10 protein-coding genes (1 of these 10 running past the window's edge) are annotated in these 12,960 nt (G+C 38.4%); 4 read left to right on the top strand and 6 right to left on the bottom strand.

Going from position 1 to position 12,960, the window contains the following annotated elements:
- Positions 1–16: 16 nt before the first annotated feature.
- The 5 genes from LEP1GSC195_RS09075 to LEP1GSC195_RS09055 form a co-directional block, all read right to left on the bottom strand.
- Positions 17–754, bottom strand: a complete 738-nt coding sequence (locus LEP1GSC195_RS09075) for an SDR family NAD(P)-dependent oxidoreductase (RefSeq protein WP_015680669.1) — start codon at positions 752–754, stop codon at positions 17–19.
- Between the two features lie 53 nt (positions 755–807).
- Positions 808–1,839, bottom strand: coding sequence for an MBL fold metallo-hydrolase (locus LEP1GSC195_RS09070; RefSeq protein ID WP_015680989.1), 1,032 nt, complete (start codon positions 1,837–1,839; stop codon positions 808–810).
- A 12-nt stretch (positions 1,840–1,851) separates the two neighbouring features.
- Positions 1,852–4,140 carry an ATP-binding protein gene (locus LEP1GSC195_RS09065; RefSeq protein WP_040507038.1) on the bottom strand — a complete coding sequence of 763 codons (2,289 nt, stop codon included), beginning with the start codon at positions 4,138–4,140 and terminating at the stop codon, positions 1,852–1,854.
- 181 nt (positions 4,141–4,321) lie between these two features.
- Positions 4,322–5,257, bottom strand: coding sequence for a sigma-70 family RNA polymerase sigma factor (locus tag LEP1GSC195_RS09060; RefSeq protein ID WP_015682110.1), 936 nt, complete (start codon positions 5,255–5,257; stop codon positions 4,322–4,324).
- A gap of 4 nt (positions 5,258–5,261) precedes the next feature.
- Positions 5,262–6,434 carry an NAD(P)/FAD-dependent oxidoreductase gene (locus LEP1GSC195_RS09055; RefSeq protein ID WP_015681607.1) on the bottom strand — a complete coding sequence of 391 codons (1,173 nt, stop codon included), beginning with the start codon at positions 6,432–6,434 and terminating at the stop codon, positions 5,262–5,264.
- Between the two features lie 102 nt (positions 6,435–6,536).
- Here LEP1GSC195_RS09055 and LEP1GSC195_RS09050 point away from each other — a divergent pair, with 102 nt between their 5' ends.
- On the top strand, positions 6,537–7,796 hold the full coding sequence (locus tag LEP1GSC195_RS09050) for an OmpA family protein (protein WP_015680834.1): 1,260 nt from the start codon (positions 6,537–6,539) through the stop codon (positions 7,794–7,796).
- Positions 7,797–7,827: 31 nt separating this feature from the next.
- Here the strand turns inward: LEP1GSC195_RS09050 and LEP1GSC195_RS09045 are convergent, their stop codons facing one another.
- Positions 7,828–9,351 (bottom strand): malate:quinone oxidoreductase, encoded by a 1,524-nt coding sequence (locus tag LEP1GSC195_RS09045; RefSeq protein ID WP_015682675.1) that lies wholly within the window; start codon positions 9,349–9,351, stop codon positions 7,828–7,830.
- A 70-nt stretch (positions 9,352–9,421) separates the two neighbouring features.
- Between LEP1GSC195_RS09045 and LEP1GSC195_RS09040 the strand changes: the two genes are divergently transcribed.
- The 3 genes from LEP1GSC195_RS09040 to LEP1GSC195_RS09030 all read left to right on the top strand — a co-directional run.
- Complete coding sequence (locus tag LEP1GSC195_RS09040) at positions 9,422–10,618, top strand: metallophosphoesterase (protein WP_015681867.1); 1,197 nt, start codon at positions 9,422–9,424, stop codon at positions 10,616–10,618.
- 147 nt (positions 10,619–10,765) lie between these two features.
- Positions 10,766–12,547 (top strand): methyl-accepting chemotaxis protein, encoded by a 1,782-nt coding sequence (locus LEP1GSC195_RS09035; RefSeq protein WP_015681374.1) that lies wholly within the window; start codon positions 10,766–10,768, stop codon positions 12,545–12,547.
- Positions 12,548–12,859: 312 nt separating this feature from the next.
- Positions 12,860–12,960: the beginning of a methyl-accepting chemotaxis protein gene (locus LEP1GSC195_RS09030; RefSeq protein WP_040506598.1), read on the top strand. Its footprint extends 1,660 nt past the window's final position; 101 of the gene's 1,761 nt are visible here — the first part of the coding sequence; its start codon is at positions 12,860–12,862; its stop codon lies off the right edge, out of view.

The following is a 12,960-nucleotide window of genomic DNA, read 5'->3' as shown; positions in this document are numbered from 1 at the left end:
GGTTTATTTCCAATGATTAAAAAGGTGGAAGGCGTTTGAAGATCCATTCAGGGATGATGCGAATCCCTAACATGATCCAACGCCAAGGCCAACGAATGTAAACTAAATCTTTTTTCGCAAGGCCCGCTTTCACAATAAGTTCACCAGCAACTTCCGGCTGTAAGGTGAGCCACGGGAGGAGATTGTGGCCTTCTGACATTTTAGTATACACTGGTCCCAGTTGGATGGTGCAGATTTGGACTCCTTTGGGAAACAAAAGAGACCTAAGGCCAGAAAGATAGGTAGTGAGGCCTGCTTTGGCACTCCCATAAATATAATTCATTTGTCTTCCGCGCTCTCCAGCCACAGAACTAATGGCAACAATGGTTCCGTTCCCCCTCTGTTCCATATCCAAAGAGATTGTATTGATAAGAGAAACAACACCAGTGTAGTTGGTATTGATTGTTTTTAGTAATTCTTTTTGGTCTTCCCTGGCTTTGGTTTGGTCTTCATAATACCCTGCGACAAAAAAAACAATCGAAGGTTTGGTGGTAAGGGAGCCATAAAATAAAGTATGAGAGGAAAAATCAGTGATATCCCATTGGTAAGTATCAATGGTTATCGTTGGGAATTGGTGGCTTAGTTTTTTTAGAATTTCATTTAACTTCTGTTTGTTTCTTCCTGTTAAAGACAAGGAAAATCCCCTTTTGGCAAGGGATTCTACAATATGGATTCCGATATCGGAAGTAGCGCCAACAACTAAGGCATGTTTCATTTTAAAGACCTAAATAAAATCTATCTGACTATATTTAAGGAACCATTTCTCTGTCACTGAAAATTCCACCAGCCATCCACACTACCGGATCCAGTGAAGGAAAAACTTTCTCCAATTTTAGGAACCTGTAAATTGAGTTTTAAGTTTTGGGAAGCAATGAGAACTCGTTTGATTGGGTCATTCCAAGGATGGAGGGAAAGAATGAATTTCCCCCAATGGACTGGCACAAAAGATTTGGCCCCAATGGTTTCTGCTGCCAATGCTGTTTCTTCTGGGCGCATGTGGATCGAAGGCCAGTCGTCACCGTATTGTCCACATTCTAAGAATGCCAAGTCAAAGGGTCCATACTTTTTGCCTATGGTTTCGAATACCGACCCAAATCCAGAGTCACCACCCACGAACACTTTGTACTCTCCAACCTTTAATACATAGGAACACCAGAGGCTTTTGTTTCGCAGTACACTTCGTCCAGAAAAATGCCTAGTGGGAGTGGCGGTGACAGTCAGGTTAGGAACAATTTCTTTAGATTCAAACCAATCTAACTCCACAATTTTCTGTAAAGGAACACCCCAAGAAAGAAGATGGGCAGAGACACCTAGCGGAACAATGATGGTTTTTGTCCGTGGGTGTAATTTGATTACAGTTTCATAATCTAGGTGGTCATAATGATCATGTGTGATGAGTAAGATATCTAAATCAGGCATATCCTCTGGTAAATAAACATCTGTTCCTTCAAAAGACTGAACTGCAAAGGGAACAGGAGAAGCATAACCGGAAAAAACAGGATCAACTAAGATTTTTTTACCTTCAGCAAGCAGTAAATAAGAAGAATGTCCGAACCAAATGTATTGCGGCTTCGTGGCATCTAATTCTTTTAAATTGATTTTCGAAGAGGGAATGGGAGATGATGGTCGAATCGAATTTGGTTTTTGCCAATACTTTATTGCCATTTTCCAATAGGAGCTGTTAGGTGCTAACATCTCGGTATGTTCCAGGTTCTGAAAGCTACCTGACTGAAAATGTTCTGACTGAGAAATGCGTTTGAGGATATCGCCGTGGGGAAGTTTGCCGAGGGTTGTAGCCAAAAGTATTGTCCTTTAAGTATTGGACGGCGCTAAATCTTTTTTGGCCCATTTTCGGATCATAAAATCAAGGTCGTGTAACAAGAGTGGTTTTGTCATAAAATCATCCATTCCACTGGAAAGGCATCTTTGTTTTTCTTCCTCGAGGACATTGGCAGTAAGAGCTATAATTACTGGTTGTTTGGGAATGGCCTGAGATTGGCGAATGCACTTAGTCACAGTGATTCCGTCCATGTCCGGCATTTGAATGTCCATAAAAACAAGATCAGGCAATTCTGATCGAACCATATCCAATGTTCCTTCTCCATTTTCAGCCTGTAAGGCGGTGTATCCAAGTTTCTTTAAGAAAAGGCTGGATACTTTTTGATTGATAGGATCGTCATCAGCAATTAAAATCTTCAAAGGATATTTTTCGGATAACTTAGAATCCCATTCGATTTTGGGAATGGTTTCGCCTTCGTTGGTAGATGGATTTGGCTGAAAGGATTCTTCTGGAATTTGAGAATCAAATTGAAATGTGAAATTGGAACCCCTTCCGTAAATACTATGTACAGAAATGGATCCTCCCATTTCCTCGATTAATTTTTTCGTGATAGCAAGTCCAAGTCCTGTCCCCACTGTTTTTTCAGTAAGATGGGAATGTACTTGAGAGAATGGTTGGAACAAAATTCCCATCCTATCTTCAGGAATTCCTATCCCAGTGTCTTTGACTGAAATCACCAATCGAACATGGTTGTCTGGCAAAGGAATTGATTCTATTGAAACAGAGATGGTTCCTTTCTCCGTAAATTTTACCGCATTGCTGAGTAGGTTAGCCAAAATCTGTGCAAATCGTCTTTGGTCTGTGATCAGAAACGCAGGTAGTTTGTTTAAAAAATCTAATTCAATCTTCAGTTGATTTGAATTTGTTTGTGATTTAAAAAGATGGATACAATCATTTAAAAATTTAGGAAGAGGAAGTGGTTCTAAATGTAACTCAAATTGTCCAGATTCTAGTTTTGTTAAATCCAAAATATCATTCACAAGTAGTAACAAATTATCTCCGCTAAATTGAATGAGATTTAAGTATTCTCTTTGTTCTTCAGATAATTCTGTTTGTTTTAATATTTGAGTCATTCCCAATATTCCATTCATGGGTGTTCTGATTTCGTGGCTCATTGTGGAAAGGAAAGCGGTTTTGAAGTTTACCTTTGCCTCTGCATTTTCTTTTTCTTGTTTGAGTCTTTCCTTGTTTCTAAAGTTCTCAATCATCCTATCTGCAATGAAGAGTGCTTGTGAAAGGCCAAATACAAGAAACCCGTATTGTGCAAGATAAGCGGTCCCTTTTTTTGCAAATTCAGTTAGGATGTCTAAGGAGAACAAAGACATAGTTGCAATCACTGAAAATAAAAAGAATCGGCTACCCGGTTTTTTTAAAATCACTCCGTGAATGATAGGATAGAGTAATCCAAAAAGTGCGAGGAGGGAGAGGATGAGATGTAGTGCTAGAAATTTTGAAAAGGTAAGTATATCTAGAGGTAATGCAAAGAATAATAAAAATGCCACAAAGAAGTTGATCCTATAAACAAAAATATATTCTTTTGAATTATAAATTTCTCTCACGTAAAGGACAAAAGAAAGATACAATAGAACAAAACTGATTCCATTGATTCTTACCATGGTTTCGTAGATTCCAGGAGGAAGGTAGTTGTAGATTAATCGAGTTTCGCCTGTGCTTAATAAGCGAATTGCGGCTAAAAAACAAACGGATGCAAAGTAGATATGAGTTTTTTCATCTCTCCAAAAAAGATATAAAACAAGATGGAAGAAGGCTAAGGTAAGAAGGGATGCTAATACAAAAACATCTCGGCCAATGGTTTCTAAAAATGACTTATTGATTCCTAAATGGGTTCCTAAAATGTATGGTGTCGCAATCCCACAAATATGGTAATGAAAGCAGGAAATTCTTACGGAGAGATGAATCTGGTTGTTTGGCGAATTTGGTAAAGATACAGTTTGTACGTTAAGATTGGGAATCTCAGAGGAATAATTTTCTCCAATAGTCCCTGATTTGTAGATGGTCTCATTACCGGCAGAAATTTCAAAAGCATTGCGAGTAACTCCATTCTGAAGATACAAAGATTCTGCATTATCAGAAACTAATATTGTTAGGCTTAGTGTGGCAAAACCAGTTGGATATTTTTCTGATTTTGAGTTAGCCCAATGCCCAGGTACTACGGTGAATTCCTGATTCAGAGCATCTTCTTTTGGGGTCCAATCCTTCCAGTCGATTCGCCATTCTCCATTGAGTGGAACATTCCCCATGGTTTCAAAGTTCCAACCACGAAGATCTAACACTGCTTTTTTGGCGATAGGTACAGCAGCAATGTTACTGGGATCGCAACCACTAAGTGTTGTGATGAGCAGGATCAAAAGGAAGATCGGTTTTGATATCTTCATTGCCTTTATGTTATGAGACGAAGGAAAGTCAGTAAATCTTTGTGTTTTACCAAAAGGAAATAAAATGCTTCCAATAAGACGAAAACCATTCAAAAACCGTTGGTTTCCGTAGAAATCCTAGTTTCATAAGGTTTTCTTTGTTCTGAAACCCTTTTAGTTTATCAGGATTTACTAAATTATATATTGTATCGATTTTGTTCCCTTGGGTAGTAAAAATTTGGACAATACTTGGTCCATCCTTGGAATACCCGATGATGGCTGGTGAGCCGTTCGCATAACCGAAAAATATTTCTGTGGTTCCTGCGGCTTTCTTCGTAGTTCTTGCGAGTAGAGAAATGACTCTTTGTATCCCAGGAATGGGAATCCTTGCTGCATGAACCTTTCCACCTCCATCGGAGAAGGCAATGACATCTTCGCGTAGTAAATGGGTTAGTGATTTTGTGTCCTGGTTGTAACATGCAAAACTAAATTCCATTAAAAGTTTAGAGTGGAGTTTGGGATCTGGATCAAATTTTTTCTTTCGAGATTGGATGGCAGTCCGAGCACGACTTAAAATTTGTCTACAGTTGTCAGTATTTTTACCTACGATGCCTGAAATTGATTCGTAGTCAAAATCAAATAACTCCCGTAATATGAAGACTGCTCGTTCTGTCGGATTGAGTGTTTCCAATATCACAAGAAAAGCAAAATTGATTTTTTCATCATCCATTGACTCTGCGGTTTCAGGGATTGGCTCAGGTAAATAAGGTCCAATATAAGATTCTTTTTTCCGTGAGGCTTTTTTCAAAAGATCAAAAGCAAGCCTTGCTGATATGCTTCCTAAATAAGATTTATGGTTTTGGATAGAGAGTTTTTCTGCGGAGAGCCATCTAAGATAACTCTCCTGAACAATATCCTCTGCATCCACATAACTACCAGTAATTCGGTATGCGATAGAGAAAATATAGTGTTTCCATTTTAAAAATAATTCTATATCATTCACGTATTCATGTCCTAATAGAAATTGTTTTTGCTAAATCGATCTCTTCCATTCGCAAAGGATTTCCTTTTGGCCAAAAATAGAATCGAAAGGGAGATTGTTTTTCCATCTTCAATGAAAAAATAGTAAATCGATTGACTAGTTCTTTAATCATTGCCCCCCATCTTCCTTTGATGATCCATTCTTTTGGTCTGTCATCTCCATAGGTAAATTGAATAAAACCTTCCTTCCTACCAAGAGAAACACAACGGCCAACAAATTGAAATGAAAAAGGTGATAGGTTTTTTCCATTAATCAAGTTTGCGAGTTGGTCGGCAATATAAGCTCCCATTGGTAGTGCAGTCACACAACCCATACGTAAGATTGAGTTTTCTAGGTAAGCTGAATCTCCCGCAACAAAAACATTGGGGTATTGACGAGATCTGAGGAAGGGATCGACATAGATTTGATTTAGTGAATTTGTTTGAAAGCCTGCTTCTTTTAGTAGATCTGGGCCTTTGAATCCGGTGCAATTTAAAAGACAGTCGAACGATACTTTGTTTTGGTTTTCGAGAGTGATTTCATTTTCGCTTATCGTTTTAATGTGGGTGTTTTCCAAAATATTGATATCGTTTTCCAACATAAAGACTCTTAAATAATCTTTTGCTCTTTTTGAAAACGAAGATCCTAATTCGTTTCTGTCAATGATAGTAACTGTTGAATGGGGATGAAAGTATTTCCATTCGGATGCCATCTCAATTCCGGTAAGACCCGCGCCAATAATACAAAGTTTTTGAATTTCTCTTTGTTTGTTTTTTCTCAAAAAATCAGAAACAGCTTCTTTTGATTGGATAGATGCTTCTGAGGTTTGTATTGGACGAATTTGAGAACTTCCGAGAGCAATAACAAGATAATCGTAATTGATTCGATCTGGATTTCCTTCGACTACGACTGATTTTTCATTGGGGAAAATATCCTTAACTTTTCCTTGTAAAAAACTAATCCTTGTTCGCAGAAGTTTTTTGATTTTTATTTCCTTTTTCTGACCCGCTGAAGCCATTTCATGGAAACGAATTTTTTCTTTAAAACCTATCGATTCAGAAATGATTATGATTTCGGCATCTTTCAATTGTTTGTCTAAACGGTTTGCAGCCAAAATTCCTGCATATCCGGCCCCAAGGATTAATATTTTTGGTTTCATTGTTACACCTCGTTACCAAGACGAGATAGGTCTTGGTATTTGTGACAGTGTTTCTAAAAAAATTCGACTTGATTAAACAATTAAGAGAAACAACGATCATCAATGCAAAAAATGAATTGGAAATGTCGTTTCCTATGGACTGGAACTTTTTTATTTTTTTTGGCACCATCTATATTTGCACAAGGTTTTGATCAAGGGAGTTTAATATTTTATGGTTTTGGATCTACCGGGTTAGGAAATCACTCGGGAAGTCTGGAGAAAACCGTTGAAACCACAAACCAACCAAATTTTCTCATGTTAAACTCACCGTATGTAGATACCCTTTATCGTGCGGGTAATTATCTTTTGATTGCAGAATTTACGAAAAACCGTACTGAGCTTTCCAGTCATGGAGGGGAATTAGGGTTCGAGTATGGTATATTTCGATACTTTGGGATTGGGCTTTCTTATTCCAATCAAGTGATTAGTGCATCCTATTTTCGTGCTTTAGAGGCAAGAAATATTGTTTTACTTTCTTTTTTGGGACCAAATACAAGTTCGCAGCTCGAAAAGCTGAATTTAGGTGATACGTATGATCTTGCAGTTCAAAGTAGAAGAACTGTTTTTAGTGCAAATTCAGGAGACTTGAATCTGTTCTTTCATTTTTTACCGAATGAACTAATCGATCCGTATATTCGGATAGGTGGTGGAGTTGGATATGAACAGATGTTTGGTGGTACCACAAATCGAGTTTTTGGTGCACTCGGTCTTAGGTATCATTTTGATTCCCAGTTTTTCTTAAGTACAGAAATAGAACATTCCAACGTTTACATTGTTAAGTATGAAGCTCCAAATTCAGGACATAGAAATCGGGGAAATTATGAAGAGACTTTTCTAAAGTTGGGTTTGGGAATTAATTTTTCGCTTCTTGGATCAACAAATCCGATTCCTGAACCGGAGAACAAACAAACGAGTGTAATTGAATCTGTAGGTCCTGAAATTCCATCGCAAATCAAAGAACCATCAGTCGAAACTAAGTTGGAACGTTTTGTATTTCTTGCAAGTGAGATATTTGATCTCCCTTCTAGCCGTATCCACTTAGAAGGTCGAGCAAGATTGGATGCGATTGCTCGTAGTTTAGAAAATGAATACAAAGACTATGATGTTCAGGTGATCACTTACACAACACCTTTCAGAGAAGAGGTTCCCGGAAATTATGAAAACTATGATCTTGGATTTGAACGTTCTCAGGCAATCTCTCGAGTGCTTCGTGAAAAGGGTGTGAAACCCAAAAGGATTACTGATTCTACACAAGGCTCTGCGATGTATAATGTGGATTCTAAAGAAAAAGTAGTGATTGAGCTTCGAAAAAAAAATAGATAATTTTTCCTAAGCCCAATCGCTTTATTAAAACTTATACTTTGGAGCTAATACTTGTTCCTTGGTTTAGTTCCAGAAGTTGTTCAGTTTTCCTTCTGCTGGTTGTACAAATATCTGGGTTGTTTTTCATCGACTCACCATAACTGGGAATCATTGTTTTTAGTTTGGTTTTCCACTCATTTGATTGCATCTCTTTAGGAAAACAATCTGCCAATACTTCTAACATAATGGAAACGGATGTAGACGCACCAGGGCTTGCTCCGAGGAGTGCGGCAAGGGACCCATCTTTTGCCGCCACAACTTCAGTTCCAAATTCTAAAACCCCACCTTCCTCTTCATCCTTTTTGATGACTTGAACTCTCTGGCCAGCCACAACTAATTCCCAATCTTCAGCTTTGACTTCAGGGAAGTATTCTCGCAGTGCGGCGATTCGATCTTCATGGGACTGCATTGCTTGGCTTATGAGGTACTTTGTCAGCGGAAGGTTGTGCATTCCGGCAGATAACATTGGAAAAATATTATCAAACTCTAATGACTTCACCAAATCTAAATAGGATCCTTTTTTTAAGAACTTGGTCGTAAAGCCAGCGTAAGGTCCAAATAATAATTCTTTTTTGCCTTCAATGATCCTTGTGTCCAAATGAGGAACAGACATGGGAGGAGAACCCACATTGGCTTTTCCATACACTTTAGCAAAATGTTGTTTGATCACCTCTCTGTTGCGACATCGTAACCACTGTCCGCTGACTGGAAATCCACCAAACCCAGCGGCTTCCGGGATATCGGATTTTTCCAAAAGAGGAAGGCTACCACCACCAGCACCGATGAATACAAATTTGGCTTCATGGTGTTCTTTTTCGTGGGTTTGTATATTATTTGAAGTTAGGTGCCAAAATCCATTTTCTCCACGTTCCAAGTCCTTCACATCTTCAAAATAATGTACATGAACATCTGGAAAACTTTCCAGATACCGAAACATAGCTCTTGTTAATGTTCCAAAATTGACATCAGTTCCTAACTCCATTTTGGTTGCGGCAATTGGTTCCGAATCATCCCGACCTTTCATCACGAGAGGAAGCCAATCTGTTACGGTTTTTTTATCTTCTGAATAAACTAAATCTTTAAAGAGTTCATACTTTTTTAAAGCATCATAACGTTTACGAAGAAAGGAAACATTTTCTTCTCCCCAGACAAAACTATAATGTGGAACCGAATGAATGAATTCATCAGCATCTAGGATCCGTTTGGTGCCAGCCAGGTATCCCCAAAATTCTTTGGAGATTTCAAACCATTCCGCAATTTGGAGGGCTTTTTTAGTTTGGATGGATCCGTCTTCGTTTTCGATTGTATAATTCAATTCACAGAAAGCAGAGTGTCCGGTGCCTGCATTGTTCCAGGCGTTAGAGCTTTCTCTTGCAGCGGCATCTAACCTCTCCAATACAGTAATTGTTAGGTGGGGTGCGAGTTCTTTTAATAAAATACCCAAGGTGGCACTCATGATGCCTGCACCTATCAAAATTACGTCGGATTTTGTTCTAACTGTATCTTTTTCTTTCATCCTCTACCTTCTGGTTAATTATCGACAACTTTCACAATCAAAATCATGTCCAAAGAATAGGGTTACTCGATTGAAAGCATTCTTCCTATTTTTGTCCGTTCTGACATCCTTGCTTGGATTTATCTATTATTATTCTACCTTTCGTTTGATTTCAGGACTTTCACTGAATGGGCCGGTGGTAACAGTGATTTTATTTGGGATTGGGGCTTTGGTTTTGCTTGTCCCATTGACTTATGCTCTAAGTCGGATCTCGAAACGAGAAAAAACCCAGACATTTTTTGCCTATCTCACCTTCACTAATTTTGGATTTTTCTCTATTCTCTTTACGTTGGTTCTTCTTATGGATCTGTTACGTCTGGTGGATTTAGGAATTGTGACTCATTATTCGCAAGTTTTGTTTTCTACCTTACTTCATTTTGGATTTCCTCTGGATGGAGTGACGGAAGTAAAAAACTTTAGTTTGGCTTTTTCTACCATTGTGGTGGCGACAGCCCTTAGTTCCCTTGGATTTTTCAATGCTCATGTGCGGTTACAATACAAACGAGTTTCCATCCCTGTAAAAGATTTACATCCAGATTTGAGAGGTTTTAAGATTGTCCAAATCTCTGACGTGCATATTGGTGCTACGATTAAAGAAAGATTTTTAAAACGTGTAGTAAAGCGAATCAATCTCCAAAAGCCAGATGCCGTTGTAATAACAGGAGATTTGGTAGATGGACCGGTATCCACTCTTAAACAACATCTAAAACCTTTGGCCGACATTCAGTCAAAATATGGGACTTTTTACGTAACAGGAAATCATGAATACTATTCGGGAGTTCTTTCATGGTTACCTGAAATTCAAAAGTTAGGTGTTCATATTCTACTCAACCAAAACCAAATTCTAAACATTGGCAAAGCCAAATTATTAATGGCAGGTGTGACCGATTTGGCTGCAGGAAAAATTATTCGCTCCCACCAAACAGACCCTAAACGAGCGATGGAAGGCGGTGAGAATAGCGATTATAAGATTCTTCTCGCACACCAACCGAATAGTATTTACGAAGCAAGTGAAGCCGGATTCCAGTTACAAATTTCAGGACATACCCATGGGGGCCAATTTTTCCCTGGCAATTTACTTATTTATTTTGCGCAAAAATTTGTCGCAGGTTTACATAAGTATAAAGACTCATTAATATACGTTAGTCGGGGGACTGGGTATTGGGGGCCACCGTTCCGGTTGGGTGCCCCCTCTGAGATCTCCATTTTGGAACTCCAATCTGCTTGATTTTTTCTAATGATTAGGATGAATCCTGATTTCTGCATCCTGAACGCTGGCAGAGGGTTGTTCGTATAGGAAAAAAATTGCGAAAGTAGGTGAACTCTCTTTGGATTTTCTAGAATATTGACAAACTAAACGGCGGATACCAAGCAAATGAATCAGAATCTACTCATCAGGAAGTTGACAGTTGCTATTGAAGCTCCCTTATACTTGCTCATCTTTCCTTACTTTATCAACTTTTGTCTGTTTGCCTCAGGTTTTGCTACGGATACCCTCATTCAATTGGGAATCCTCGGCACTCTCCTTTCCCTGGTTCCTTTGGTGATTGGGATAGGTCTTCGAAACAAAAGGCTCAGGACGCTCTTAAGTTATACCAAAGACACCGATATAAAAACACTCGAAGGTTTTAAAAAAGGACTTTTGGAACACCCACATTGGGAAGGTCGAGTGATTCTCATTCGTTGGACAGTTTCCATTTTGGGATTTTCTTTTATGGCTGTGACTTTACTCGGTCTTCCGTGGAAGGAAATTGTGGCCTTACCCTATGCTTGTGTGATGCTCTCACCAATTATCTATTTGGCTTTCTATTTTCAAACAGAGGTTTACTTAAGCCCAGTCCTCAAGGCAAAAGAATTATCTACTATCCTTTTAGATGAAACAAAAATACGTATTTTCGGTGTTTTTCAGAGGAATCTATTTACCATGATCGCCGTGGCACTTTTACCAATGTTAACCTTTGGTTATTATTTGTTTTTGATTCTGATGACAGAGTTTCGATCTCCCTATTGGCTTTATCAAATGCCCGTCGTGTTTGTTATGATGGTTGTGATTATTGTTTATGCGGCTTATGTGGGAAGTAAATCTTTAAAAGAAGATATTGATAACCTCAACCATTCCATTGAAAAGTTATCCAAAGGAGAACTATCGGAAACAATTCCTCAACTCTCTGCAACAAACTTGAGTCATACGATTACAAAACTAAATCTATTTATGGAATCTCTGCGACAATACTTTCAAACCGCAAAAGACGAAGCAATTTCCCTATTGGAAACATCCAAATTAATTTTGGATAAAGGGGGTGTGATTGATTCTCAAGTCAGTTCGGAAAAAACAAAACTCGATTCTACTTTTGAGTCCGTAAACCAAATCCAAAGTTTATCCAAAGCAACCTATGAACGTGTTCTTTCTCAAAAAGATAAAACTAATTTTTTAGCTTTAGAACTCACACGAGTCACTGATGAGATGACAGACCTTTCCCAAAAAGCAGACGAATTGGCAAAAAACACAGTCCATTCGATTGGCACGGTGCAAGTAGCAAAAGATGCCATCCAATCTGCTTATGAAAAGGTGGAGGTCATGAACCAAATGAGTGAAAACATCAAAGCCACCATCTCTATTGTAGAAGATATCTCTGACCGCGTAAATTTACTATCCCTCAACGCATCCATAGAAGCAGCAAGAGCCGGTTCTATGGGACGAGGTTTTGCTGTGGTTGCGGGGGAAGTGTCTCGCCTTGCTGATGAAACCGCAAAAAATATAGAAGACATCAAACGAGTGGTGAAGTTATCCCAAGTAGCCTCCAAAGAAAGTTTAGAATCCATGAAGGAAATTATCTCCACCAACGAAGATGTTAAATCAAAGTTTGAAGAAATTTCAAGAGTGGTCCAGATGTTTGGTCGCACAAGCGAATCCAGTTCCGAAAATGTTAAATCCTTAAAAGGCCTTGTGGGTGAATTCCAAAGGGATGCTGAACAAATCACGGCCGAAATGAAATTGCAAACCGGTTATACCGAAGAATCCAACACCAACTTGCAAGCGTTATGGGAAAATCATTCCAAAATTTCTGCGACCTTCAGCGAAATTTCCGAAGAAGCAAACCGTCTGCAAAAGGTATCTGATTCTATGGAAAGGATTGTTTCCAGGTTCCGATTTTAAAATCATCCGATACAACTACCTTTAGGATCATTGCAAAAGAATTGAAATAGTTACTATTTGTAAGAGATCGGTGTTTGAACGTTGGTCTTTGTTTAGAACCTATGTCTCCTGATCCAGTAAAGGAGAATCTACGCTAGTAAATCTTTTATTTACAAAAGATTTCATATCTATGGGTTTATTTTATAGAAGTTGCGACGAATGGAAAGTTAGGATTTTTCCGTGGATTACTAAAAACGGAGATTCCGAAAAAATTACTTTCATTCCGTGCTGTGTTATTGTTTTCTCTTAAATCAAACTATAACATTCAAAAATATGATAAAGCAAACTCTTCATAGACTCTTTTCTCTTAATATTCGCACACAGTTGATGATCTTTATTTTTTTGGTTCTCAATTTAGTGCTAGGCCCAATTTT

The organism is Leptospira wolbachii serovar Codice str. CDC (assembly GCF_000332515.2).
In the GTDB taxonomy this organism is placed as follows: Bacteria; Spirochaetota; Leptospiria; order Leptospirales; family Leptospiraceae; genus Leptospira_A; species Leptospira_A wolbachii.
Note: the sequence above shows the minus strand (reverse complement) of the source record. Positions and strands in the feature narration are given on the sequence as shown.

What these genes read in the sequence shown, in the direction of transcription:
- LEP1GSC195_RS09075 (WP_015680669.1), bottom strand. Translation starts at nt 754, where the DNA reads ATGAAACATGCCTTAGTTGTTGGCGCTACTTCCGATATCGGAATCCAT.
- LEP1GSC195_RS09065 (WP_040507038.1), bottom strand. Translation starts at nt 4,140, where the DNA reads ATGGGGAATGTTCCACTCAATGGAGAATGGCGAATCGACTGGAAGGAT.
- LEP1GSC195_RS09055 (WP_015681607.1), bottom strand. Translation starts at nt 6,434, where the DNA reads ATGAAACCAAAAATATTAATCCTTGGGGCCGGATATGCAGGAATTTTG.
- LEP1GSC195_RS09050 (WP_015680834.1), top strand. Translation starts at nt 6,537, where the DNA reads ATGCAAAAAATGAATTGGAAATGTCGTTTCCTATGGACTGGAACTTTT.
- LEP1GSC195_RS09045 (WP_015682675.1), bottom strand. Translation starts at nt 9,351, where the DNA reads ATGAAAGAAAAAGATACAGTTAGAACAAAATCCGACGTAATTTTGATA.
- LEP1GSC195_RS09035 (WP_015681374.1), top strand. Translation starts at nt 10,766, where the DNA reads ATGAATCAGAATCTACTCATCAGGAAGTTGACAGTTGCTATTGAAGCT.